General features: G+C 61.6%; 26 protein-coding genes. 11 read left to right on the forward strand and 15 right to left on the reverse strand.

What is annotated here, in order from left to right; genetic code table 11:
* Both NJC38_RS28325 and NJC38_RS28330 read left to right on the forward strand, forming a co-directional pair.
* On the forward strand, positions 1 to 389 hold a 389-nt coding region (locus NJC38_RS28325; RefSeq protein ID WP_253118104.1), incomplete at its 5' end, for a transposase.
* On the forward strand, positions 377 to 568 hold the full coding sequence (locus tag NJC38_RS28330; protein WP_253118105.1) for a hypothetical protein: 192 nt from the start codon (positions 377 to 379) through the stop codon (positions 566 to 568). The genes NJC38_RS28325 and NJC38_RS28330, both read left to right, overlap by 13 nt.
* On the opposite strand, the gene rplS is transcribed toward NJC38_RS28330, so the two are convergent.
* The 5 genes from rplS to ffh form a co-directional block, all read right to left on the reverse strand.
* On the reverse strand, positions 549 to 899 hold the full coding sequence (gene rplS / locus NJC38_RS28335) for a 50S ribosomal protein L19 (RefSeq protein ID WP_045481342.1): 351 nt from the start codon (positions 897 to 899) through the stop codon (positions 549 to 551). The genes NJC38_RS28330 and rplS overlap by 20 nt on opposite strands.
* Positions 900 to 929: 30 nt before the next feature.
* Positions 930 to 1697, reverse strand: coding sequence for a tRNA (guanosine(37)-N1)-methyltransferase TrmD (gene trmD, locus NJC38_RS28340; RefSeq protein ID WP_045481346.1), 768 nt, complete (start codon positions 1695 to 1697; stop codon positions 930 to 932).
* A gap of 5 nt (positions 1698 to 1702) precedes the next feature.
* Positions 1703 to 2242, reverse strand: coding sequence for a ribosome maturation factor RimM (rimM, locus tag NJC38_RS28345; protein WP_045481349.1), 540 nt, complete (start codon positions 2240 to 2242; stop codon positions 1703 to 1705).
* 5 nt (positions 2243 to 2247) lie between these two features.
* Complete coding sequence (rpsP, locus tag NJC38_RS28350; RefSeq protein ID WP_045481354.1) at positions 2248 to 2505, reverse strand: 30S ribosomal protein S16; 258 nt, start codon at positions 2503 to 2505, stop codon at positions 2248 to 2250.
* A gap of 256 nt (positions 2506 to 2761) precedes the next feature.
* A complete protein-coding gene (gene ffh / locus NJC38_RS28355; protein ID WP_045481357.1) occupies positions 2762 to 4141 on the reverse strand; it encodes a signal recognition particle protein in 1380 nt (459 codons plus the stop codon).
* A gap of 248 nt (positions 4142 to 4389) precedes the next feature.
* Here ffh and NJC38_RS28360 point away from each other — a divergent pair, with 248 nt between their 5' ends.
* The 3 genes from NJC38_RS28360 to NJC38_RS28370 all read left to right on the forward strand — a co-directional run bounded on the left by NJC38_RS28360 (position 4390) and on the right by NJC38_RS28370 (position 8026).
* Positions 4390 to 5202 (forward strand): inner membrane protein YpjD, encoded by an 813-nt coding sequence (locus tag NJC38_RS28360; protein ID WP_045481361.1) that lies wholly within the window; start codon positions 4390 to 4392, stop codon positions 5200 to 5202.
* 26 nt (positions 5203 to 5228) lie between these two features.
* On the forward strand, positions 5229 to 6431 hold the full coding sequence (locus tag NJC38_RS28365; protein WP_253118106.1) for a transporter associated domain-containing protein: 1203 nt from the start codon (positions 5229 to 5231) through the stop codon (positions 6429 to 6431).
* Positions 6432 to 6718: 287 nt separating this feature from the next.
* Positions 6719 to 8026: an MFS transporter gene (locus NJC38_RS28370; RefSeq protein WP_253118107.1), complete on the forward strand. Its 1308-nt coding sequence runs from the start codon at positions 6719 to 6721 to the stop codon at positions 8024 to 8026.
* 74 nt (positions 8027 to 8100) lie between these two features.
* Here NJC38_RS28370 and purT read toward each other — a convergent pair whose 3' ends face one another.
* The 8 genes from purT to ppc all read right to left on the reverse strand — a co-directional run bounded on the left by purT (position 8101) and on the right by ppc (position 16547).
* Positions 8101 to 9282 (reverse strand): formate-dependent phosphoribosylglycinamide formyltransferase, encoded by a 1182-nt coding sequence (gene purT / locus NJC38_RS28375; protein ID WP_253118108.1) that lies wholly within the window; start codon positions 9280 to 9282, stop codon positions 8101 to 8103.
* Between the two features lie 104 nt (positions 9283 to 9386).
* Positions 9387 to 9854 (reverse strand): VUT family protein, encoded by a 468-nt coding sequence (locus NJC38_RS28380; protein WP_045481376.1) that lies wholly within the window; start codon positions 9852 to 9854, stop codon positions 9387 to 9389.
* Between the two features lie 97 nt (positions 9855 to 9951).
* Positions 9952 to 10641 (reverse strand): extensin family protein, encoded by a 690-nt coding sequence (locus tag NJC38_RS28385; protein ID WP_045481379.1) that lies wholly within the window; start codon positions 10639 to 10641, stop codon positions 9952 to 9954.
* A gap of 39 nt (positions 10642 to 10680) precedes the next feature.
* Positions 10681 to 11544 (reverse strand): DUF72 domain-containing protein, encoded by an 864-nt coding sequence (locus NJC38_RS28390; RefSeq protein WP_253118109.1) that lies wholly within the window; start codon positions 11542 to 11544, stop codon positions 10681 to 10683.
* Between the two features lie 2 nt (positions 11545 to 11546).
* Positions 11547 to 11852 (reverse strand): hypothetical protein, encoded by a 306-nt coding sequence (locus tag NJC38_RS28395; RefSeq protein WP_253118110.1) that lies wholly within the window; start codon positions 11850 to 11852, stop codon positions 11547 to 11549.
* 406 nt (positions 11853 to 12258) lie between these two features.
* Positions 12259 to 12933, reverse strand: coding sequence for a tRNA (adenosine(37)-N6)-threonylcarbamoyltransferase complex dimerization subunit type 1 TsaB (gene tsaB / locus NJC38_RS28400; protein ID WP_253118111.1), 675 nt, complete (start codon positions 12931 to 12933; stop codon positions 12259 to 12261).
* An 88-nt stretch (positions 12934 to 13021) separates the two neighbouring features.
* Entirely contained in the window at positions 13022 to 13669 is a 648-nt protein-coding gene (adk, locus tag NJC38_RS28405; RefSeq protein ID WP_253118112.1) for an adenylate kinase, read from the reverse strand.
* Between the two features lie 241 nt (positions 13670 to 13910).
* Positions 13911 to 16547 carry a phosphoenolpyruvate carboxylase gene (ppc, locus tag NJC38_RS28410; RefSeq protein ID WP_253118113.1) on the reverse strand — a complete coding sequence of 879 codons (2637 nt, stop codon included), beginning with the start codon at positions 16545 to 16547 and terminating at the stop codon, positions 13911 to 13913.
* Between the two features lie 274 nt (positions 16548 to 16821).
* Between ppc and NJC38_RS28415 the strand changes: the two genes are divergently transcribed.
* The 4 genes from NJC38_RS28415 to betT all read left to right on the forward strand — a co-directional run bounded on the left by NJC38_RS28415 (position 16822) and on the right by betT (position 20788).
* Positions 16822 to 17130, forward strand: a complete 309-nt coding sequence (locus tag NJC38_RS28415; protein ID WP_045481399.1) for a hypothetical protein — start codon at positions 16822 to 16824, stop codon at positions 17128 to 17130.
* Positions 17131 to 17379: 249 nt separating this feature from the next.
* Entirely contained in the window at positions 17380 to 17793 is a 414-nt protein-coding gene (locus NJC38_RS28420; protein ID WP_045481402.1) for a DUF4398 domain-containing protein, read from the forward strand.
* Positions 17794 to 17848: 55 nt separating this feature from the next.
* Positions 17849 to 18631, forward strand: coding sequence for an OmpA family protein (locus tag NJC38_RS28425; RefSeq protein ID WP_253118114.1), 783 nt, complete (start codon positions 17849 to 17851; stop codon positions 18629 to 18631).
* Positions 18632 to 18817: 186 nt separating this feature from the next.
* Positions 18818 to 20788, forward strand: coding sequence for a choline BCCT transporter BetT (gene betT / locus NJC38_RS28430; RefSeq protein WP_253118115.1), 1971 nt, complete (start codon positions 18818 to 18820; stop codon positions 20786 to 20788).
* A 41-nt stretch (positions 20789 to 20829) separates the two neighbouring features.
* Here the strand turns inward: betT and NJC38_RS28435 are convergent, their stop codons facing one another.
* Positions 20830 to 21735, reverse strand: a complete 906-nt coding sequence (locus tag NJC38_RS28435) for a LysR family transcriptional regulator (protein ID WP_045481413.1) — start codon at positions 21733 to 21735, stop codon at positions 20830 to 20832.
* Positions 21736 to 21871: 136 nt separating this feature from the next.
* On the opposite strand from NJC38_RS28435, the gene NJC38_RS28440 reads away from it, so the two are divergent.
* Together NJC38_RS28440 and NJC38_RS29110 are read left to right on the forward strand one after the other, a co-directional pair.
* Positions 21872 to 22546, forward strand: coding sequence for an RraA family protein (locus NJC38_RS28440; RefSeq protein WP_253118116.1), 675 nt, complete (start codon positions 21872 to 21874; stop codon positions 22544 to 22546).
* Complete coding sequence (locus tag NJC38_RS29110) at positions 22543 to 22668, forward strand: hypothetical protein (RefSeq protein ID WP_290447433.1); 126 nt, start codon at positions 22543 to 22545, stop codon at positions 22666 to 22668. The genes NJC38_RS28440 and NJC38_RS29110 overlap by 4 nt, the downstream gene beginning before the upstream one ends.
* 22 nt (positions 22669 to 22690) lie before the next feature.
* Here NJC38_RS29110 and NJC38_RS28445 read toward each other — a convergent pair.
* A partial coding sequence (locus NJC38_RS28445) for a transposase (protein ID WP_253118117.1) occupies positions 22691 to 22977 on the reverse strand: 287 nt, incomplete at its 5' end.

Genomic DNA, 22977 nt, shown 5'->3' on the forward strand with positions numbered 1-22977 from the left:
CGGCGGCAGGCACGGCAGAGGCACCGGGAAGAAACGTTCGGGCCAAATCTGGCCTGAACAGGGCCATCCTCGATCAGGGCTGGTTCGAGTTCCGCCGCCAACTGGACTACAAGCTGGCGTGGCGCGGCGGCTGGCTGATAGCCGTGCCGCCGCAAAATACCAGCCGCAGGTGCCCGTGTTGCGAACATGTGTCGGCGGCCAACCGCCAGACGCAAGCGCTGTTCAGGTGTGTGGGATGTGGTTTTGAAGGCAACGCCGATGTGGTCGGGGCGATCAATGTACTAAGGGCGGGACACGCCCGGTTAGCCTGTGAAGTGAGCGCAGAGGTCATGGCGCCAGCAGCAGGAACCCACCGAAGCGACTCAGGGGCAGCTCGATGCCGCGCCTGAGCGCCGCAGGAATCTCCGGCCTTCAGGCCGGGGAGGATGTCAACGAACTCGCAGACTCCAGCTCAGAAAAAAGCTTCGCGACCCTGGTCGCTGCCACCGTACAGCAGACGAAAAAAAAGCAGCCCGAAGGCTGCTTTTTTCATGCATCGAAAAACTGTATCAGGACAGTTTTTCCTTGATGCGTGCTGCTTTACCGGACAGGTCGCGCAGGTAGTACAGCTTGGCCTTGCGAACGTCGCCGCGACGCTTGACAGCCAGGCTGTCGATTTGCGGGCTGTAGGTCTGGAAAGTACGCTCAACGCCAACGCCGCTGGAGATCTTGCGAACAGTGAAAGCACTGTTCACGCCGCGGTTACGCTTGGCGATGACAACGCCTTCGAACGCCTGCAGACGGCTACGATCGCCTTCCTTCACTTTCACCTGAACGACAACAGTGTCGCCCGGGGCGAAGGCCGGGATTTCTTTCTGCATCTGCTCGGCTTCGAGGGCCAGAATGATTTTGTTGGTCATGCTTGTGCTCCTAAGGGTGATCCTCCCGGATCAGCCATCGATACGTTTACTATCGTCCCGCTCACGGATGTATTCCGTCAGCAGCTTCTGCTCTTCTCCAGAAAGTGAGCGACTTTCCAGAAGATCAGCGCGTCGCTCGAAAGTCCGCCCAAGGGACTGTTTCAAACGCCAACGCCGGATGTGTGCGTGATTGCCACTTAGCAATACGTCGGGAACACGCTGATCCGCATACACCTCAGGTCGGGTGTAGTGCGGGCAATCCAGCAGACCGTCCGTGAAGGAGTCTTCCTCCGCGGAGTCTACATGCCCTAAAGCTCCAGGCAGCAGTCGTGTAACCGCATCGATCAGTACCATCGCCGGCAGCTCGCCGCCAGACAGGACATAGTCCCCAATCGACCACTCTTCATCCACGTGCGCTTCAATGAAACGCTCATCGATGCCTTCATAACGACCGGCGATGAGAATGAGAGCACTCTCTTGCGCCAGTTCGCGCACCGCTGGCTGACTCAGCCTGCGGCCTTGCGGCGAAAGGTAAATCACCTTTGCCTTGTCTCCGGCTGCCAGCCTGGCCTCGGCCAGCGCATCTTCCAGAGGCTTGATCTTCATCACCATGCCGGGGCCGCCACCAAAGGGGCGATCGTCCACAGTGTGATGGCGATCTGTGGTGTAGTCCCGCGGATTCCAACAGGTCAGCTGCAACAGCTCCTGTTTCACCGCACGGCTGGTTATGCCGTATTCGCTGATGGCGGAAAACATCTCGGGAAACAGCGTGATAACGTCTATGCGCAGGCTAGCCATGGCACTCAGAAATCCGCATCCCAATCCACCTTCATCTCGCCGGCCTCCAGGTCGACAGCCAACACGCAATGCTCCGTGTAGGGCAACAGGCGTTCGCGATCATCCAGGCTACCCGCGCAGGGCTTTACCACCATTACATCGTTCGAGCCGGTTTCAAGCAGGTGATCGATCTTGCCGAGCAATTGCCCGAGCGTGTCGATAACCTTGAGTCCTTCCAGTTGATACCAGTAGTACTCGCCATCATCCAGATCAGGGAACAGGCTACGCGGCACACAGACTTCGCAACCGGCCAGAAGCTGGGCTTCATCACGATCATCGAGGCCTTTGAGCTTTGTGACCAGGAACTTGCTCTGCAAGCGTCCACTGACCAGCTCGACCTGTTTTTCCACACGGCCTTCGCGCCGCAGCGTCCAGGTCTTGTAGTCCAGCAGGTTGTCAATCGGATCCGTGAAGGAGTACACCTTCACTTCGCCGCGAACGCCATGAACCGAGAAAATCTTGCCAATGACGATCAGATCGTCGGCAGATGCAGGCGTCGCGTTCATAAGACTCAGGCCGCAGCCTTGGTCTTGTTGCTCTCTTTGATCAACTGGGCAACGCGCTCGGAAGTCTGAGCGCCAACGCTCAGCCAGTAGTTCAGGCGTTCTTCGTTGATGGACAGGCGAACTTCCTGACCACGAGCGATCGGGTTGAAGAAACCGATCTGCTCTTTGTGAGAGCCGTCACGGGCGTTGCGGCTGTCAGTGACAGTCACGTGGTAGAACGGGCGCTTTTTGGAGCCGCCAAGGGCAAGACGAATGGTTAGCATTGAACATCGTTCCTGTTTAGTCGGTGCTGCAAATCTTTGTTGCACAAATGGGCACGGGTGCCCAAAAGGCCGCATATTCTCAAGGAATATACGGACATTTGCAAACGACTTTTTCCGACGACTGAGCGCCTGCCGTAAAGACCTGCATGGGTCGGCCACCGTGGCGACCGGGTAAATCCCCTCCTTATTGAGGGGCGCACAGGGTCAGCCCCTGTACGACGAGCGGGCACGGCCTGGGCCGTACCCGGTTGTCTGGTTACATCTTGGGCATGCCGCCACCGCCCGGGAACATACCGCCCAGGCCGCGCATCATTTTCGACATGCCACCTTTGGTGGAGAACTTCTTCATCATCTTCTGCATCTGCTTGTGCTGCTTGATCAGCCGCCCGATGTCCTGCACCTGGGTACCGGAACCCAGCGCGATGCGGCGCTTGCGCGAGCCGCTGATCAGGTCAGGGTCGCGGCGCTCGGCCGGCGTCATCGAGTTGATGATCGCTTCCATCTGCTTGAACTGCTTCTCGGCCGCGCCCTGGGCGTTGCCCATCTGCGACAGGTTCATGCCGCCGATGCTCGGCAGCTTGTCCATCAGCCCGCCCAGGCCGCCCATGTTTTTCATTTGTTGCAATTGGTCGCGGAAATCTTCGAGGTCGAAGCCCTTGCCCTTCTTGAGCTTTTTGGTGAGCTTCTCGGCCTTCTCGCGGTCCAGCGTCTGCTCGGCCTGCTCGATGAGGCTGAGCACGTCACCCATGCCCAGGATCCGCGAAGCGATACGATCCGGATGGAATGGCTCAAGGGCGTCACTTTTCTCGCCCATACCGATGAATTTGATCGGCTTGCCGGTGATCGAGCGCACCGACAGTGCAGCACCACCACGTGCGTCGCCGTCGACCTTGGTCAGGATCACACCGGTCAACGGCAGCGCATCACCAAAGGCCTTGGCGGTGTTGGCCGCGTCCTGACCGGTCATGGCGTCGACCACGAACAGGGTTTCGACCGGCTTGACCGCCGCGTGCAGCGCCTGGATCTCGGCCATCATCTCGGAATCGATATGCAGACGGCCGGCGGTGTCGACGATCACCACATCGATGAACTTGAGCTTTGCTTCGCGGATCGCCGCCTGGGCAATGTCCACCGGCTTCTGGCTGGTATCGGACGGGAAGAAGGTGACCCCAAGATCGTTGGCCAGGGTTTCGAGCTGCTTGATCGCCGCCGGACGGTAGATGTCGGCCGACACCACCATCACGCTCTTCTTCTTGCGCTCTTTGAGGAACTTGGCCAGCTTGCCGGCGGTGGTGGTCTTGCCCGCACCCTGCAGACCGGCCATCAGCACCACGGCAGGTGGCGCAGCATTGAGCGCCAGGTCTTCGTTGGCCGCCCCCATGATGCTTTCGAGTTCGGCCTGGACGATCTTCACGAACGCCTGGCCCGGCGTCAGGCTGCGCGACACCTCAGTGCCGACCGCCCGCTCTTTGATATTGTTGACGAAGTCCTTGACCACTGGCAGCGCGACGTCAGCTTCGAGCAACGCCATGCGCACTTCGCGCAAGGTGTCCTTGATGTTCTCTTCGGTCAGCTTGGCCTTGCCGGTGACATGGCGCAGCGTCTGGGAAAGGCGTTCCGTTAGATTTTCAAACATGCGCGTTCCTAGTAAGGCTCCGGTCGCCCCTGATGGGTGCGGCACGGCCCGCAATGGAGATAAATGGCGCGCGGCGAGTCGGCGGCCTGAACAGGGCGCAGATTATAGCCGAGAGTCCGGCACACGGACAGAGAGCGTCCAGCCACACGACATGCATCAAGGCCAATGGCGTTCACAACGCCTCGCACTTTCTTGCAGAGCCGGGGTATGCCAAACTCAGCCCCTTTCAGGGCCCGCCCGTCAGGATCATGTTCCCTTTGCCAGCCAGCCTGTTCCCCAGCCTCATCGCCGCCAGCCTGTATGCCGCCGCGACCGTCTATCAAGGCATCCGCCTGCGCCGCGCCACCAGACCCGACAAGCGTCTGCTGTGGCTGCTCGGCTCCCTGGCGATCATCGCCCATGCCATCGGCCTGTGCTCGCAACTGATTCGCCCGGCAGGCCTGGGCCTGGATTTTTTCAACGCCGCCAGCCTCATCGCCCTCGCGGTCATCTTCCTGATTCTGCTCGGGACCGTGCGCATTCCAGTGGAAAACCTGCTGGCGCTGCTGTTTCCGCTCGGCATGATAACCGTCTTGCTCGCGCAGTTCGTGCCCAGCGGGACGGCGCAACCGATCGTCGAGTCGCCTGGCATCCTCAGCCATGTACTGCTGTCGATATTGTCGTACGGCATGTTCACGATCGCCGTGTTCCAGGCGCTGCTCCTGCTCTTGCAGGACTACCAGCTCAAGCACAAACACCCGTCCGGGCTGATTCGCAATTTTCCGCCACTGCAAACCATGGAAAGCCTGCTGTTCGGCTTCTTGTGGGCTGGCTGGACCCTGTTGTCGCTGTCGCTGATCTCAGGCTGGATCTTCGTCGAGAATCTGTTCGCCCAGCATCTGGTCCACAAGACCCTGCTGTCTTGCCTGGCCTGGGTGGTGTTCGGGGTCCTGCTCTGGGGTCGCACGCGGCTGGGCTGGCGTGGCCACAAGGCAATCCGCTGGACACTGGGCGGCTTCTGCCTGCTGATGCTGGCCTACTTCGGCAGCAAGCTGGTACGCGAATTCATCCTGCATATCTGACTACACCCATCTAAAGAGCCGCACTCATGAATAGTCTGCCCATCGCTCCCCTGCTCGGTGTGCTGGCCCTGCTGACGCTCTGGTCAGGACTGTTTACGGCGGCCGAAGCGGTGTATTACCTGACAGGCCCGCGCGCCAGAAACGAGGCCGATCTGCACAGCCTGATACTGGGCAATACCCTGCTCAAGACCCTGCTGGTGGTCATCACGCTGCTGGTCTGCTTGCGTTACTGGGTTTATCAGGGGCCATTACTGGCCTGGCTGGGCAGCTCAGCCGCGCTGCTACTGCTCACCGAATACCTGCCGCGGCGTCTGGCCAGTCGCTATCCACAGCACACCCTGAAACTGGTCAACAGCCTGCTGCGCGGGCCTTTACGCCTGCTGCAGCCACTGGCCTGGCTGCTTGAGCGTACCGCGGGCCTGCTGCTACAGCCGCTTGCCCGGCGCCCAGGCCCCGGCGGCGAGCTGCAGCATGACCAGGTGCAGCCATACCACGCGCACCAAGCGCAAGCCGACAACAGCCCGAGCAGCGTACTGGCCGGCATTCGCGCCCTGGACCGCATGACGGTCAACGACATCCTGATTCCGCGCAGCGAAGTGGACGGGATCAATCTGGATGAACCGATCGGCCAGATCATCGAGAACCTGATCATCTCGCGCCACACCCGCCTGCCGGTCTATCACAACGACATCAATCAGGTACAGGGGGTTCTCAACACCCGCCAGATCAGCCATCTGCTGCCCAAGGCCGAACTGACCAAGGACCACCTGCTGAGCGCCTGCTACGAGCCTTACTTCGTCCCGGAAAGCACGCCATTGCAGCTGCAGTTGCTGAATTTTCACAAGCAGCAACGCCGCCTGGGCGTGGTGGTTGATGAATACGGCGAGGTGCTGGGCATCATCAGCCTGGAAGATATTCTCGAAGAGATTGTCGGCGAGTTCGAAAACGAGCACCTGGATAACCCGCACATCACTCAACTGCCTGACGGCCAGATGGCAGTCGACGGCGCAGCGTCGATTCGCGAACTGAACAAGAGCCTGGGCTGGCATCTGCCGTCCGATGGCCCCAAGACCCTTAACGGCCTGGTCACCGAAGCGCTGGAAACCATTCCCGAAGGCCCGGTTTGCCTGAAGGTTGGTCCCTACCGGCTGGAAATCCTCGAAACCGAGGATAACCGCGTGACCCGGGTACTGATGTGGCGGCATGCACCGCTGCGCGCCCGCCTCTGACCGAGCGCGCCCGCGCCTGTTACCACTTGTTTCAAAAGCCGCGGCATTCCTATAATCGGCCAGCTTATCCAGCCCGGCCGGTCGACGTGCTACCCGCACGCGCTACGATCCGCCCAACAACAGCCTGAACGACCCGCATACCCTCAGGTCTGGCTCACCATCCCCCGGGCCATTCCCCTGCCTTGCCGCCCAACCGGGCCGAACAGCTCAGCGCTGCCCGCACCTATAACAAATGAATGCCTGCCGCCACTTTGGTCGCCGCAGATGACATGACAGGGATAATCCGCATGACCACAACGACCCTCGCTGATACCGAGAGCCCCCAACCGCCGCCGGCCAACTCTGCCACGCGGGTGGCCACCGCCAGTTTTATCGGCACCGCCATTGAGTTCTACGATTTTTATGTATACGCCACCGCTGCTGCGCTGGTGATCGGCCCGGTGTTCTTCCCGCAAACCTCAGGCACCGCGCAGATGCTCGGCGCTTTTCTGAGCTTCGGCATTGCGTTTCTCGCCCGCCCACTGGGCTCGGCACTGTTCGGCCATTTTGGTGACCGGATCGGCCGTAAATCGACACTGGTGGCTTCGCTGCTGCTGATGGGGGTCTGCACCACCCTGATTGGCGTGCTGCCCGGTTATGCCAGTATCGGCGTTTGGGCACCGATCCTGCTGTGCCTGCTGCGCTTTGGCCAAGGCTTGGGACTGGGCGGTGAATGGGGCGGCGCGGCGCTGCTGGCCACCGAAAACGCACCCAAAGGCAAGCGCGCCTGGTTCGGCATGTTTCCGCAACTGGGCCCCTCCATCGGCTTTCTGGCCGCCAACGGCCTGTTTCTGACCCTGGCCGTGGTCCTTGATGACCAGCAGTTTCGCGAATGGGGCTGGCGCATTCCGTTTCTGCTCAGCGCAGCGCTGGTGATTGTCGGCCTGTATGTGCGCCTGAAACTGGAAGAAACCCCGGCGTTCGCCAAGGTCGTGGCCAAGCACGAACAACTGCGCCTGCCGATCGTCGAAACCTTCAGCAAACACTGGCAACCCATGCTGCTCGGGGCTGCAGCGATGGTGGTGTGCTACGCACTGTTCTACATCTCGACAGTATTTTCGCTGAGCTACGGCGTCTCGACCCTGGGCTACACCCGTGAGACCTTCCTGGGCCTGCTGTGTTTTGCCGTACTGTTCATGGCCTTGGCAACGCCGATATCAGCCTGGGCCAGCGACCGTTTTGGCCGTAAACCGGTGCTGTTGACCGGTGGCGTGCTGGCGATTGCTTCGGGCTTTGCCATGGAGCCGCTACTGACTCACGGTTCGACCTGGAGCGTGGCGCTGTTCTTGAGCATCGAGCTGTTTTTGATGGGCGTGACCTTCGCGCCGATGGGCGCGCTGCTGCCCGAGCTGTTCCCGACCAAGGTGCGCTACACCGGAGCCTCGGCGGCCTACAACCTGGGTGGCATCGTCGGCGCCTCAATGGCACCGTTCTTTGCCCAGAAACTGGTGACCATGGGCGGACTGAGCTGGGTCGGCGGCTATGTATCGGCCGCCGCGTTGCTCAGTGTCCTGGCCGTACTGGCCCTGAAAGAGACCCGCGATACAGAACTGTAGGGCATGTCGCAGGAGCCGCTTTAGCGGCGAAGACCATTCGCCGCTAAAGCGGCTCCTGCGGCTTGCATCTGCCGTTACAGCTTGACGTTGACCGCCTGCGAGGCGCGGTTGGCCTTGGCGCGGGCGGCTTCGATCGACTCGTCACGTGCCAGGGCCACGCCCATGCGGCGCTGACCGTTGACCTCTGGCTTGCCGAACAGGCGCAACGCGGTGTCCGGCTCAGCCAAGGCTGCACCAAGGTTGGCGAACGCAGTCTGGGTCGACTGGCCTTCAACCAGAATCACCGACGATGCCGACGGGCCGAACTGACGAATCAGCGGCACTGGCAGGCCGAGAATGGCCCGGGCGTGCAGGGCGAACTGCGACAGGTCCTGGGAAATCAGGGTCACCAGACCGGTGTCGTGCGGGCGCGGCGACACTTCGCTGAACCACACCTGATCCCCCTTGATGAACAGCTCCACGCCGAACATGCCACGACCGCCCAACGCCTCGGTAACCGCCTTGGCCACACGCTCGGACTCGGCCAGCGCCACCGGATTCATTGCCTGCGGCTGCCAGGATTCCTGGTAATCGCCCTTCTCCTGACGATGGCCAACCGGCGCACAGAACGTGGTACCGCCAGCATGGCGCACGGTCAGCAGGGTGATTTCATAATCGAAGTCGATAAAGCCTTCAATGATCACCCGGCCCTTGCCAGCGCGACCGCCCTCCTGAGCGTAGTCCCAGGCTTTCTGGATGTCGGCAGTGCTCTTGAGCAGGCTCTGGCCTTTGCCCGAAGAACTCATCACCGGCTTGACCACACACGGGAAGCCCAGACTTTCGACAGCCTTGCTGTAGTCTTCGAACGTGTCGGCAAAAAAGTACGGCGAAGTCGGCAGGCCCAGCTCTTCAGCGGCCAGACGGCGGATGCCTTCGCGGTTCATGGTCAACTGCGCAGCGCGAGCGGTCGGCACCACGGTAAAGCCTTCGGCCTCCAGCTCCACCAGGGTCGCGGTGGCGATGGCTTCGATTTCCGGCACGATGTAGTGCGGCTTCTCGGCCTCGATCACGGCGCGCAGGGCGGCGCCGTCGAGCATGTTGATCACGTGGCTGCGATGAGCAACCTGCATGGCCGGAGCGTTGGCGTAGCGATCGACAGCGATCACTTCGACACCCAGGCGTTGCAGTTCGATGACCACTTCTTTACCCAGTTCGCCGCTGCCGCACAGCAAAACACGGGTCGCGGTGGGCGACAGTGGAGTTCCGATTTGAGTCATCTCAGGTCCTCGAAGAGCAGATGTCGAGGGTAGCCCGCCAGTAAACGGGCAACCACGGTGGAGAAAGGCGCGCAATTTACCATGAAGCCCTGCGTCATGCAGGGTTATCCCGGACAGGCGTGTCGACGCTGCCGCCAGGCCATGATCAGCCACACCGCCGTGACCCCGGCGAATTTCGAGGCCAGGGCAGTAATCAGTACCGGTGCGCTGAGTGCGTCGATCATGCCGAAGAAGATAAAGGTGTCCAGCGGAATACTCAGCGCCGAGCTGATCCACAGGCGATCATGCAACGGGCGTTTGGTAATGGTGAACACCAGCCAGTCGATCAGTTCAGAAACGGCAAAGGCCGTGGCGCTGGCCAGGGCAATGGTCGGGTCGCTGGTGATGTAAGACAACAGCAGCGCGGCCAGCATGGCGATGATCGCGCCATGGCCGAAGCGGGTCTGGACCATGTCGCGCAGTACAAACACCAGGCCGCCCCAGCATGACCAGATGATGTCCAGATGCGGAGCCGCCGAAAAAGCGAAGTTGATCAATACGACGCTGGCGATGTAGGCGATAAGAAAGAGCATGGCAACTGGCGGGTAAACAAGGACAGGCGCGCATGGTAGCAGATTCACTTTTTACCCGAGTGCCTTTGTATGGCATTGCCCGCAGGCAAACCCGGGCTTATCGGCAGACCCGCCACATACCCATATCCAGGTGAAAGTGATTGCGATGCGCGGCGTTGTAGTCAGGCCCCAGCACCGTGTTGAAGTGCTCACAGGCCGCTTGCTGGACGCTGCGCAGAAACTGCCCCTTGGCGCCGCTGTCGTTCCAGTCACGCAGCAGGTCGATGCGCTCGCCGTTGGCCAGGCGAAACCCGGCGATGTCCAGCGCGTTGGCACTGGCGTGCTGGCTGAGCCGGCCTTCGCTGCGGTTGTAGATGTTGCGGCAGGCAAAACTGCCCAAGTGGTCGATACGCGCAACCCGCTGGCCCAGTGTGGCTTGAGCAACAGGCTGCAGGCTATGGTGCTCGAACAGCGCATAAGCCACCGCCAGCGGGCAACTGGCCAAAAAGCTGCTACTGAGCGCCACCTCGCCGCCCTGAATCCGCAGGGTATTGCTCAACGGGCAATTGGCCGAAGGCGGGCTGTCAGCCTGGCGGCTGAAGCGCAGGGTCGATGATGCCAATGCCTGATCGCACAACTGCGCATTATCCTGCAAGCGCCAGAGCTTGAATGAAGTCAGCAGATTGGGTTCGGCACGAATGTCCAGCGGTGCCCAAGGGTTCCAGCGCGGCGGCACCTCAACCCAGCTACGCCACACCGCCAGTGAGGCCAGGGCACACAACAGCAATACCACGATAACCAAGCGCATGGTGGGACTCTTAAACCAATGGGTTCACCCTCATGGACCTCAAAGAAGCCCCAACTGCTCCACCTCGGGCCCACGATCAATCTGCACCAACGGCGCCAGGCCCGGCAAACGCGCCATCAATTGCTCATGAAAGCGCTGCGCCAAGGCGGGTGCACGATGGTTGTCGGGGGTATGCAGGTACACGTAAGGCGTGCGCCCTTCTTCAATCCAGGCGGCGACTTTCTCGACCCAGGGCGCCATGTACGGATCATTGGCATCCAGTTCCGGGCGACCGATAAACCGCACCTGCGGTGCCTGGGTCAGCGCGGCAGGCCGCACGGGGACCTTGGGCTTTTTCGACTGGGCGTGCAGAACGGCCGGATCGCTGGAGATGCAGCTGAACAGTGCCCGCGAATCCAGGCATATCCGCTCGATGCCGTTGTCGAGCAGCAGCCGGTTGAGGGCACGCTCTTCGTCGCCCTTGAGAAAAAATGCCTGGTGACGGACTTCAACGGCCAACGGCACCTTGATCTCGGCGATGAACATTGCCAGTTCAGCGAGGCGTTGTGGGCCGAAGCTGGCCGGCAACTGCAGCCAGAACGGCGTGACCCGCTCACCCAGCGGCGCCAGCATGGCAACGAACGCCTGGGCCGCGTCGAGCTGCAGACGCAGGTCGCCCTCATGGCTGATATCGCGATGAAACTTGGCGGTAAAGCGAAAGTGCGCCGGCATGGTCTGCGCCCAGCGCTGCACCGTAGCGGCGTTAGGCCGGGCGTAAAGCGTGGTGTTACCTTCAACCGTGTTGAAGACCTGACAGTAAAGGCCAAGAAAATCAGTGCTGCGGGCGTCTTGCGGATAGAAGAATTCGCGCCAGGTATTGTCGGCCCAGGATGGGCAACCAAGGAAGTAAGGCAGGCTGGTCACAATCAGACGTGCAGGTCGAGCTCCGCCACTTCCATCTCCCAATCGCCGAAGCTGGCGGTGGTCAGGTAGCTGGCCAGGGCGGTGGCCACTCGTGAACTCATGGAGCGCGGGAAGATCATGTCTTGCGGGCGTGCCGGAACGTTGGGGGTGGGGACGTCAGCAGACTCACGACGCGCACTGCGGGCCGGCTGCGCAGGTTGTTCGATGTTGCTGTCGACTTCCTCGAAGGCACCCTCAATCGTCGCAGGGCCTTTGCGGGGCTTGCGCTTGATGGGGTACGAGCGTTGTGAGGGACCGTCTATGCGCATCGATGATTACTCGGCGTCTGTAGTGGCAATTTAACGTCACGGATAGGCGCTTTGGCAAACATCCGAATGATAACTAGACCACACAAATTGCACGTTATTCGGGCCGCAAGGCGTTTCCATAGACTGAGGCGATGAGCGGTAGATGGCCGATTGATGCCATTCATGATGAATGGCGGTGTCTGCCAATATCGTTTTCAGTCGTAATGGGTATCGTCTGGGACGGGGTTTTCTTGAGGGGCTCGGGGTCTTGCGCGGGGCGATGACTCTTACTTTCGGCGTAGGAGCGGCTTTAGCCGCGAAGGCTTTGCCATTGTCCAAAGGTCATTGCCGCGGTTGCCTGAACTGCCGGTTCCGCTCCGATGGGCGGGTTCCTTTGAAACACCAAAGGAACCAAAGCGCCTGTTCTTCAAGCGCCTTTTGGCGTCGCCACCTTGTCGCGCAGGTAGACCGGTTGGGCTTGATCGGCTGGCATGGCGGCGCCGCGCTGCCAGGCGAAGGTGGCGAGGCTGAGCAGGTCTTCGGCATGGGGCAGCATGCCGGCGTCGCAGCCACTCAGTTGCACGGGCAGGCGTGGGGCGTAGCCCCAGCCGGTGCCGGCGCCAAACCAGTCGCCGCTGGCGTCGGCCGGCAGGCTGGCCTGTTCGGGCGGCAGCACGGCTTCCTCACCGATCAGGCACATTTCACCGGCGCTGGCGCGGTAGCAGCCCCAGTAGACTTCATCCATGCGCGCATCGATGGCCGCCGCGACCTGGCTGGCGCCATGTTCGCGCAAGGCGCGCTGGGCCAGCACCGCGAGGTTCGACACGGGTAATACCGGGCGATCCAGGGCAAAAGCCAGGCCCTGAACCACGCCAATGGCAATCCGCACGCCGGTGAAGGCGCCCGGGCCACGGCCGAAGGCGATGGCGTCCACCGCCGACTTGGGCAAGCCCGCCTGGGCAAGCAGGTCCTGAATCATCGGCAACAGCTTCTGGGCATGCAGACGTGGCGCCACCTCATAGTGGCTCAGCACCTTGCCATCGTGCAGCAAGGCGACCGAGCAGGCTTCAGTGGCAGTGTCCAGGGCCAGCAGGGTGGTCATCGAGGTATCCGTCGCAAATGAAAAGTGGCGCAGTATAAATGACAAATGGCCCGCAAGCGGGCCATTTGTCATTGTCGGCTGGTGCGGATCAGCTCAGCGCTGCCAGCACCTTGGCAGTGATCTGCTCGACACTGCCAACACCCGGGATGTGGCTGCACTTGGGCGTGCCCTTCTCGGCGCCCAGCTTGCTGTAGAACTCAACCAGCGGCTTGGTCTGCGAATGATAGACCGACAGGCGATGACGCACGGTCTCTTCAGTGTCGTCCTTGCGCTGGATCAGATCCTCGCCGGTGACATCGTCCTTGCCTTCGACCTTCGGCGGGTTGTGCTCGACGTGGTAAACGCGGCCCGATGCCTCGTGCACGCGGCGACCGGCAATACGCTTGACGATTTCTTCGTCGTCCACGGCGATTTCAACCACATGGTCGATACTTACGTTAGCCTCGACCAAGGCTTCAGCCTGGGCGATGGTACGCGGGAAACCGTCGAACAATACGCCATTGGCGCAGTCTGGCTGAGCCAGACGATCTTTGATCAAGCCGATGATCAGGTCATCGGATACCAGGCCGCCGGCGTCCATGACGCTCTTGGCTTTAAGGCCCAGCTCGGTGCCAGCCTTGACTGCAGCGCGCAGCATGTCACCGGTCGAAACCTGGGGAATGCCGAACTTTTCAGTGATGAACTTTGCCTGAGTACCTTTTCCGGCGCCCGGAGCTCCCAGCAGAATCACGCGCATCGTCATGCTCCTCAAAATTTTTATATGCAATCGTCGGATTCGCCTCTTGGGCCAATCGAAAAACTCAAATACGGCCAAAGGCCAAAAGGTTGATCAAGATACACAGCCGACTCTGGCCGCACAAGCCGCCCAAGGTCGCAGCCACAACCGCATCGCCAGGCCTTACAGTAGTCGGCTAAATAGCCTGGCGGTGCCAGCGGCGCACGCCGCGCCACTGACCCGCCAGGCCAGGGTCAATCCGTCAACCGGTGTTGCGCAGCCCAGCCGCAATACCTGCCACTGAAACCAGCAGGGCCAGCTCCAGCGGGCTGTCCAGACGCGCTTCGCGGTTGCGCGAGCGGGCCAGCAGTTCGGCCTGCAACAGGTGCAACGGGTCCAGATAGGTATTGCGCAGGCTGATGAATTCCAGCGTCTCGGGGCTGTGCGCCAGCAGCCGCTGCTGGCCGGTCAGGCCCAGCACCACCGCGCACGCCTGCGACAATAGGTCGCGTAAATGCGCCCCAAGATGCTGCAACGGCGCAGTGACCAGACGCTCATCGTAGAGCTGGGCGATATCACTGTCGGCCTTGGCCAGGACCATTTCCAGCATGTCGATCCGGGTACGGAAGAACGGCCAGTGCTCACGCATCTGCGCCAGCAGCTCGCCTTCACCGCGCTGCAGGGCATTGCCCAGCGCCGCCTCCCAGCCCAGCCAGGCCGGCAGCATCAGGCGGGTCTGGGTCCAGGCGAAGATCCATGGGATCGCCCGCAAGCTCTCCACCCCGCCTTCGCGGCGCTTGGCCGGACGGCTGCCCAACGGCAGACGCCCCAACTCCTGCTCCGGCGTAGCCTGACGGAAATACTCGACAAATTCAGGATGCTCACGCACCACTGCGCGGTAGGCCTTCACGCCGTCGTCGGCCAGGCGATCCATCAGGGCCCGCCAACCAGGCTCGGGCAGTGGCGGCGGCAACAACGTCGCCTCCAGCACCGCTGCCAGATACAGATTGAGGTTCTGCTCGGCGATCCCCGGCAGGCCAAACTTGAAGCGGATCATTTCGCCCTGTTCGGTGGTCCGGAACCGCCCCGCCACCGAGCCCGGTGGTTGCGACAGGATCGCCGCATGAGCCGGTCCGCCGCCACGTCCGACCGTACCGCCGCGGCCATGGAACAACAGCAACTCGACCTGTTGTTCGCGGCAGATATTCACCAGGGTTTCCTGGGCCCGGTACTGCGCCCAGGCCGCCGCGGTGGTGCCGGCGTCCTTGGCCGAATCGGAATAGCCGATCATCACTTCCTGCGGGCCGTGCAGGCGTGCGCGGTAACCCGGCAGCCCCAGCAGCCGCTCAAGCACAGGTCCTGCGTTATCCAGGTCGGCCAGGGTCTCGAACAGCGGCACCACGCGCATTGGCCGCAGCACGCCGGCCTCTTTGAGTAGCAGTTGTACCGCCAGCACATCCGAAGCCGCACCGGCCATGGAGATCACATAGGAGCCCAGTGATGCAGCCGGCGCTGCCGCCACTTCCCGGCAGGTGGCCAACACCTCGGCGGTCTCGGCAGCCGGCTTGAAATGAGCGGGCAACAACGGACGCCGGCTGCTCAGTTCCTGAGTGAGAAATTCGATGCGGGCGTCTTCGCTCCAGTCTTCATAACGGCCCAGCCCCAGGTAATCAGTGATCTCACTCATCGCCGCGCTATGCCGGCTGGAGTCCTGGCGCACGTCGAGCCTGACCAGGAACAGGCCGAAGGTCACCGCCCGACGCAGGCAATCAAGCAGCGGGCCATCGGCAATCACGCCCATGCCGCAGTCATGCAGCGACTGATAACACCGTTGCAGGGGTTCGAGCAGGTCGCGGTTGTCATGCAGCACCGCCTCTGGCGCGGGCTGGGGAACACTCAAGCAAGCATGCGCCCAATTGCGCGTGGCCCGCAGCCGCTCACGCAAGTGTTTGAGTTCGGCGCGGTAGGGTTCGGCGCTGTCGCCGACTCTGGCGCGCAGTTCAGGGCTGGCCTCTTGCATCGACAGGTCGGCGGCCAGGCTGTCGACGTCGCGCAGGTACAGATCGGCCGCCATCCAGCGCGCCAGCAGCAACACCTCCCGGGTCACACTGGCGGTGACGTTGGGGTTACCGTCACGGTCGCCGCCCATCCACGAAGCAAAGCGGATCGGCGCGGCGTCCAGCGGCAGCCGAAACCCGGTGGCGGCGTGCAGCGCCTGATCAGCCTTGCGCAGGTAACTGGGGATGGCTTGCCACAACGAATGCTCGATGACTGCGAAGCCCCATTTGGCTTCATCCACTGGCGTGGGCCGGGTACGGCGGATTTCTTCGGTGTGCCAGGCCTCAGCGATCAGCCGCTGCAGGCGGGTGACAATCTGTTCGTATTCCTGACTATTAAGGTCGCGGTGATCGAGCGCGGCCAGTTGATCGGCAATCGCATCGTACTTCTGGATCAGGGTGCGCCGCGCCACCTCTGTAGGGTGGGCGGTGAGGACCAGTTCGATGTCCAGCTTGCCCAACTGGCGGGCCAGCGCCTCGCTACTGTGCCCGGCCTGGGTGAGGCGCTCGAGCAACTCAGGCAATACCGTGCTTTCGAACGGCGCAGCCTGGCTGTCGTCGCGGCGGCGCAACAACTGGTACTGCTCGGCGATATTGGCCAGGTTGAGAAACTGGTTGAAAGCCCTCGCCATCGGCAGCAGCTCATCTTCCTCCAGACTGGCGACACTGGCAGTGAGCTGTTCGGCACCCTGTGCTGAACCACGACGGCCGGCCTTGGCGGCCTTGCGAATGCGCTCGATGGTGTCGAGAAAGTCCGCGCCGCGCTGCTCGCGAATCGTGTTGCCCAACAGTTCGCCCAGCAAGTGGACGTCTTCGCGCAAACGGGCATCTATATCGGCCATCCTGACTCCTCCCTACAGAGCACCTCTAAAAACTACCTGCGTTGCCATCGCCGCGTTGAAATCAGGCTCAAAATGCTCATTTACAACCCGTAAACTCCGCTTTCTCGCCTGATTTCGCCTTGCGCTGACCGCCTCGCCTACGTTTTTAGAGGCGCTCTAATGTTGTTGTTTGGCTGACAGTGCCGCAAAAAACCGCTGCTGCCAAACCCTTTGCGAACCCCCGACACATCGCAAGGGTCCAAAGGCAGTACCCGACACTCGTGGAGGCATCTTGATGAACAGTTTTCAGACCCTGCTCAGCGAATGGGAAGCCAAGGCCCGCCAACAGCACGAACGCAGTGAAGTGACCCTGAGCCTGTACCGTCACGACCTGGTGAAAATCAAGGCGCTGGCCGAAGCCTACGGCCTGGATGAAGCGACCATCACCGAAGGCCTGCTGCATGCGGCGCTTCAAGAAGCCGAAGCGGCCATTCCTTACGTGCAAGGTTCAGAGGTGATCCGCGTCGAAGAAGGCGAGCCGGTGTACGCCGATGCCGGCAAAACCCCGGCGTTCGTAGCCGCCGAGCAACGAATTCTCAGGTAACCCCCCGCGTCTTTTCCGAGCCCTCTGCCTGGAGGGCTTTTGGCGTTCACGGCACGCCACGCCGGTGATTTCCTGCCCCGAAAAAGCTGTCCGGGCAGCCTGGAAAAATCTCTGAACTATTTAAAAAAGCCACAGGTCCGACCCATTAGCCATTACAGGAACAGACCGCAGGTAACAGGCGCCCAAGCGTCGCTTGCCTCACTTCCCGGCCGCCACTGTCATGGATAACCAAGCACTTGGAGTTAAACAATGGAGTTGATGACCATGAACAACCTCACTGCCAAAACCCCGTTCGCACGTCTGCGTGGGCTGAAACTGGCTGCGTTGGCCCTGGGTAGCTCTCTGGTACTGGCCGGCTGTGCCGGCAACCCGCCGTCGGAACAGTACGCAGTCACCCAGTCTGCGGTGAACAGCGCAGTCAGCGCCGGTGGCACCGAGTTCGCAGCAGTGGAAATGAAATCCGCGCAAGACAAGCTGCGCCAGGCCGATGTGGCCATGCAGGATCACAAGTATGACGAAGCACGCCGTCTGGCCGAGCAGGCCGAGTGGGACGCGCGCGTTGCCGAACGCAAAGCCCAGGCCGCCAAGGCCCAGAAAGCCGTGCAGGACGCTCGCCAAGGTGTGAACGAACTGCGTGAAGAAAGCCAGCGTCAGATCCAGTAAGCCGCTCCCTTTCGCATTTTCACGTATTCGCCATTGATTTAAGGACGACCAAACCATGCGCAAACAACTGATGATCCCTGCCCTGCTGGCCGTGAGCGTTGCCCTGGGGGCCTGTGCTACCAAGCCGAACCCAAGCCTGGAGCAAGCGCGTACCAACTTCTCTGCGCTGCAAAGCAACCCTGAAGCGGCCAAGGTTGCAGCCCTGGAAACCAAGGACGCCAACGACTGGCTGACCAAGGCCGACAAAGCCTTCCGTGACGGCGAAGACGCCAAGAAGGTCGATCAGCTCTCGTACCTGACCATTCAGCGTATCGAAGTGGCCAAGCAGACCATCGCCTTGCGTACCGCTGAAGCCGATCTGCAGAAAGCCGGCGCCGAACGCGCCAAGGCTCGTCTGGATGCGCGCGACGCGCAGATCGCCAAACTCAAGGAAAGCCTCAACGCCAAGCAGACCGAGCGCGGTACGCTGGTGACCTTCGGTGACGTGTTGTTCGACTACAACAAGGCCGAACTCAAGCCGGGTGCACAGGGCAACATTGCCAAGCTGGCCGGCTTCCTGCAGGAAAACCCGGACCGCAAAGTGATCGTCGAAGGCTACACCGACAGCACCGGCTCCGCTGGCTACAACCAGGAACTGTCCGAGCGCCGTGCCAATTCGGTGCGCGCAGCACTGGTGCGTGCCGGTGTAGACCCGCTGCGCATCGTCGCTCAGGGCTATGGCAAGGAATATCCGGTGGCCGACAACACCAGCAATTCCGGCCGCGCCATGAACCGTCGTGTGGAAGTCACCATCTCCAACGACAACCAGCCAGTCGCGCCACGTTCGACCCTGCGCTGATCGTTTGAGGTGAGTTAACCAAAGCCCCGCCAGCCCTGGCTTGCGGGGCTTTTTTGTGGATGTCATGTCGAGCACAGGTACGCGACGGTCGCAATCGCGCTGGACTTCATGGCCCCTGCTTAAGCACCGTGTTTCAACCCGCGCCACGGCGTGTGCAATTCGCTTGATCGGAGATCGCAATCAGCTATGGCCCAGAAGAACGAGCCAACCCCAAAATCCGCCCTCAACCCACCGGTGTTCTGGATTTCGGCAGTCCTGCTTCTGCTGCTGGTGCTGTTCACCAGCGCCTTTCAGAGCACCGCGCAGACCATGTTCAGCCTGATCCAGAACTGGATCATCACCAATGTCAGCTGGTTCTACATCCTCGCGGTCGCAATCATCCTCTGCACCGTGGTGTTTCTCGGCATCAGCCGCTATGGCGACATCAAGCTCGGTCCGGACCACAGCACCCCCGACTACAGCAGCACCACCTGGTTTGCCATGCTGTTCTCGGCCGGCATGGGCATCGGTCTGATGTTTTTCGGCGTCGCCGAGCCGGTGATGCACTTCATCAACCCACCCTACGGTGACGGCTACAGCGTGGCGGCGGCGCGCGAGTCGATGGAGATCACGTTCTTCCACTGGGGTCTGCACGCCTGGGCGATCTACGCCATCGTGGCGCTGATTCTGGCCTACTTCAGTTACCGTCATGGCCTGCCGTTGACCCTGCGCTCAGCGCTCTACCCGCTGATCGGCGAACGCATCAACGGCCCGATCGGCCATGCCGTGGATATCTTCGCGATCATCGGTACGGTGCTGGGGGTGGCCACTTCGCTGGGCTTCGGCGTCGCGCAGATCAATACCGGCCTGAACGCCATGTTCGGCTTACCGGTGAGTACCGGCGTACAGATTGTGCTGATCATCGGTACGACGGCACTGGCCACCCTGTCGGTGGTTTCAGGCCTGGACAAAGGCATCCGCCGCCTCTCGGAACTGAACCTGGGGCTGGCCGTGTTGCTGTTGCTGATGGTGGTGCTGTTAGGCCCCACGGTGTTGATCCTGCAAACCTTCGTGCAGAACACCGGCGGTTACCTCAGCGACATCGTCAGCCGCACCCTGAACCTGTATGCCTATGAGCCGTCCGACTGGATCGGCGGCTGGACCCTGTTCTACTGGGGCTGGTGGCTGGCCTGGTCGCCGTTCGTGGGCCTGTTCATCGCGCGCATTTCCCGCGGCCGGACGATCCGCGAGTTCGTCACCGGCGTGCTGCTGGTGCCGACCGCCTTCACCCTGTTGTGGATGACCGTGTTTGGCAACACCGCAATTCACCTGATCCTCGATGAGGGCATGGCCGACCTGGCCGCTGCCATCGACAAAGACACCGCGCTGGCGTTGTTTGCCTTCTTGCAGCACTTCCCGTTCGCCAGCCTCATTTCGGTATTGGCGATCATCATGGTGGTGGTGTTCTTCGTCACCTCGGCTGACTCCGGGGCCATGGTGGTCGATATGCTGGCCTCGGGCGGCAATGACCACACCCCGGTGTGGCAACGGATCTTCTGGGCGGCGAGCATGGGCCTGGTGGCCATCGCCCTGTTGCTGGCCGATGGCTTGAAGGCGTTGCAGACAGCGACGATCGCCAGTGCCTTGCCGTTCACCATTGCCCTGCTGTTCAGCATGCGCGGCCTGCTCAAAGCGCTGAAGCTCGACGCGACCAAACGCGGCCTGCGCCACTACAGTATCTCGGCGTCCACCGCCCGTACCCCCGGCAGTTGGCAGCGGCGCTTGCGCAACATGGCGATGTTCCCGCGTCGCGCCCACGTGGTGCGCTTTATCAGCGAAGTGGCCAAACCGGCCTGTGTATCGGTGGCCGAAGAGTGGCGTCGCCAGGGCTATGCCTGCCAGGTGGACGACGGTGAGGATGGCAGTGTAAGGCTGACCGTCGGCCCGCTGGACAACCCTGAATACCTGTATGCGGTGATTCCCAAGGCCTATGCGATGCCCAGTTTCGTGATGGGTGATACCCAGAGCGAAGAGCGCAAGTACTTCCGCGCCGAAGTGCACCTGCGCGAAGGCGGCCAGGACCATGATGTGATGGGCTGGTCACGCGAAGACGTGATCGGCGACATCCTCGACCAGTACGAGCGGCACATGCACTTCTTGCATCTGGTCGGTGACTGAACCGAATCAGGGCGCGGCCTGGGCCTGGTAAATAACCTCGCTCAGCCCATCGCCATCAACAACCGCGCAAAATCACAATGCTGGCTGGCCAGTTCGACGATGTGCGGGTTGATGCCATGGCGGCGATCTGCACGGTAGATCGCGGCGTATTGAATGGGGGGCAGTTCAGGCAGGGTGCGCACCACTTGCAGCACCCCGCGTCCGGTCAGGTGTGACAAGCAGTTCTGCGGCAGATAACTCACACCGATACCAGAGATGGTCAGGCCGACCTGCACCAGCAGATTGTGGCTGGTCAGCGTACGTGGCAACTGAATGTCGTGCAGGGCCAGCCAGCGCTCATAGATCAGCCCGGTGCCGGAGCTTGCCCCCTGGGTCAGCACGGTCACCTGTGCCAGCTCGGTCAGGTCCACCGTGCGGTCAGCCGGCAGCATGCCCGGTGCGCACATCCAGGTGTTGTCGACGCTCTGCAGCGGGACCGAGACAAAGCGTACATCGTCGAGCACATCTGGCATCACGATCACGTCCAGTTGATCGCCCTCCAGCTTGCGCAACAGCTCGCTGCTCAGTTCGACAGTAGGCTCGATCTGCACCTTGGGATAAGCCTGGCGAATCGCGTCGATGAACGCCGGCAGCCAGGTCAATGCAGTCAGCTCGGTCACCCCCAGGCGCAGGCGGCGCACCAGCACGTTCTGCGAGCTGATGCGCTCAAGCAGCACGTCGCGGCGCTCCAGCAACTCGCGGGTACAGTCGAGCAGTTCGGCACCCTTTTCTGTCAGCCGGGCGTTGCGTTTGCTGCGGTCGAACAGTTGAACCTCAAAGGTGTCTTCCAGCTCCTGAATGCGTTTGGAAATGGCTGACTGTGACATGTTCAGATGATTGGCGGCAGCTTCGAAACTGCCGGTTTCGGCAATCCAGAACAGCGCTTCCATCTGCTTGAAAGTGACCACCCGGTGCGCTCCTGGACGTCTTTACATTCATTTTAGTGATGGTTAATCAGCGAAAAATATCGCTAAAAGTATTTATACGCCAGCCCTACCATCCGGACCACAGCCTTGATCGGCGCTCACCCAACCGGAGGTTCTCATGTCATTACCCGGCACCCGCATCCTGCCTTCGCCACCGCTGGCCTCCAGCGCGGTGGTTCAAGCCCTGCACAATGTGGTCACCCCGCACATCAGCGACAATCTGGGCCGGCACATTGGTGCCCGTGGCCTGACCCGCTACAACCGCTCCGGCAAGCTGGTGGGTACCGCACTGACGGTCAAGACCCGCCCCGGCGACAACCTGTACATCTACAAGGCGCTGACCCTGCTGCAGCCCGGCCATGTGCTGGTGGTGGACGGCCAGGCCGATACCACCAACGCCATGATCGGCGAGCTGATCAAGCTGTATGCGCTGCAGCGCGGCTGCGTGGGCTTCGTGATCGACGGTGCGATCCGCGATGTCGCCAGCTTCGAAGACGTGCCCTGCTATGCCCGTGACGTGGTGCACTGCGGCCCGTACAAGACCGGCCCTGGCGAAATCAACGTACCGGTGTCGATTGGCGGCATGATCATCGAACCGGGCGACCTGATCGTCGGCGACGAAGACGGCCTGGTGGCCTTCCCGCAGGCACTGGCTGACGACGTCCTGCGCGCAGCGGCCCGGCATGCCGAGTTCGAAGAAGCAGTTAAAGCCGAGATCGCCACCGGCAACCCCAGTCAATCGTGGATCGAAGCCCCACTGAAGAAATTCGGTCTGCTGGAGAACGCCCTGTGAGCCACGCTTTTCTCTCCCGGCGCCTGCTGGACATCCAGCCCTCGCCGAGCATCGCCGCCAACGCGCTGGTCAGCCAGTTGCGCGCCGAAGGTCGCGATATCTTGACATCCTCCCCGGCCTGAAGGCCGGAGATTCCTGCGGCGCTCAGGCACGGCATCGAGCCGCCCCTGAGTCGCTTCGGTGGGTTCCTGCTGCTGGCGCCATGACCTCTGCGCTCACTTCACAGGCTAACCGGGCGTGTCCCGCCCTTAGTACATTCATCGCGCCGACCACATCGGCGTTGCCTTCGAAACCACATCCCACGCACCTGAACAGCGCTTGCGTCTGGCGGTTGGCCGCCGACACATGGCCGCAACTGGGGCACGTGCGGCTGGTATCTCGCGGCGGCACGGCAATCAGCCAGCCGCCGCGCCACGCCAGCTTGTAGTCCA

Source organism: Pseudomonas sp. 21LCFQ010 (assembly GCF_024129905.1).
Taxonomy (GTDB): Bacteria; Pseudomonadota; Gammaproteobacteria; order Pseudomonadales; family Pseudomonadaceae; genus Aquipseudomonas.

Excerpts from the sequence above, each read along its gene's own strand:
- trmD (WP_045481346.1), bottom strand. The coding sequence starts at position 1,697 with ATGGCTAGCCTGCGCATAGACGTTATCACGCTGTTTCCCGAGATGTTT.
- NJC38_RS28380 (WP_045481376.1), bottom strand. The coding sequence starts at position 9,854 with ATGCTCTTTCTTATCGCCTACATCGCCAGCGTCGTATTGATCAACTTC.
- NJC38_RS28440 (WP_253118116.1), top strand. The coding sequence starts at position 21,872 with ATGTCATTACCCGGCACCCGCATCCTGCCTTCGCCACCGCTGGCCTCC.
- NJC38_RS28385 (WP_045481379.1), bottom strand. The coding sequence starts at position 10,641 with ATGCGCTTGGTTATCGTGGTATTGCTGTTGTGTGCCCTGGCCTCACTG.
- rimM (WP_045481349.1), bottom strand. The coding sequence starts at position 2,242 with ATGAACGCGACGCCTGCATCTGCCGACGATCTGATCGTCATTGGCAAG.
- NJC38_RS28425 (WP_253118114.1), top strand. The coding sequence starts at position 17,849 with ATGCGCAAACAACTGATGATCCCTGCCCTGCTGGCCGTGAGCGTTGCC.
- tsaB (WP_253118111.1), bottom strand. The coding sequence starts at position 12,933 with ATGACCACCCTGCTGGCCCTGGACACTGCCACTGAAGCCTGCTCGGTC.
- NJC38_RS28395 (WP_253118110.1), bottom strand. The coding sequence starts at position 11,852 with ATGCGCATAGACGGTCCCTCACAACGCTCGTACCCCATCAAGCGCAAG.
- adk (WP_253118112.1), bottom strand. The coding sequence starts at position 13,669 with ATGCGCGTGATTCTGCTGGGAGCTCCGGGCGCCGGAAAAGGTACTCAG.
- NJC38_RS28365 (WP_253118106.1), top strand. The coding sequence starts at position 5,229 with ATGAATAGTCTGCCCATCGCTCCCCTGCTCGGTGTGCTGGCCCTGCTG.
- purT (WP_253118108.1), bottom strand. The coding sequence starts at position 9,282 with ATGACTCAAATCGGAACTCCACTGTCGCCCACCGCGACCCGTGTTTTG.
- NJC38_RS28420 (WP_045481402.1), top strand. The coding sequence starts at position 17,380 with ATGGAGTTGATGACCATGAACAACCTCACTGCCAAAACCCCGTTCGCA.
- NJC38_RS28360 (WP_045481361.1), top strand. The coding sequence starts at position 4,390 with ATGTTCCCTTTGCCAGCCAGCCTGTTCCCCAGCCTCATCGCCGCCAGC.
- betT (WP_253118115.1), top strand. The coding sequence starts at position 18,818 with ATGGCCCAGAAGAACGAGCCAACCCCAAAATCCGCCCTCAACCCACCG.
- NJC38_RS28415 (WP_045481399.1), top strand. The coding sequence starts at position 16,822 with ATGAACAGTTTTCAGACCCTGCTCAGCGAATGGGAAGCCAAGGCCCGC.
- NJC38_RS28330 (WP_253118105.1), top strand. The coding sequence starts at position 377 with ATGCCGCGCCTGAGCGCCGCAGGAATCTCCGGCCTTCAGGCCGGGGAG.
- ffh (WP_045481357.1), bottom strand. The coding sequence starts at position 4,141 with ATGTTTGAAAATCTAACGGAACGCCTTTCCCAGACGCTGCGCCATGTC.
- NJC38_RS28370 (WP_253118107.1), top strand. The coding sequence starts at position 6,719 with ATGACCACAACGACCCTCGCTGATACCGAGAGCCCCCAACCGCCGCCG.
- rpsP (WP_045481354.1), bottom strand. The coding sequence starts at position 2,505 with ATGCTAACCATTCGTCTTGCCCTTGGCGGCTCCAAAAAGCGCCCGTTC.
- rplS (WP_045481342.1), bottom strand. The coding sequence starts at position 899 with ATGACCAACAAAATCATTCTGGCCCTCGAAGCCGAGCAGATGCAGAAA.
- ppc (WP_253118113.1), bottom strand. The coding sequence starts at position 16,547 with ATGGCCGATATAGATGCCCGTTTGCGCGAAGACGTCCACTTGCTGGGC.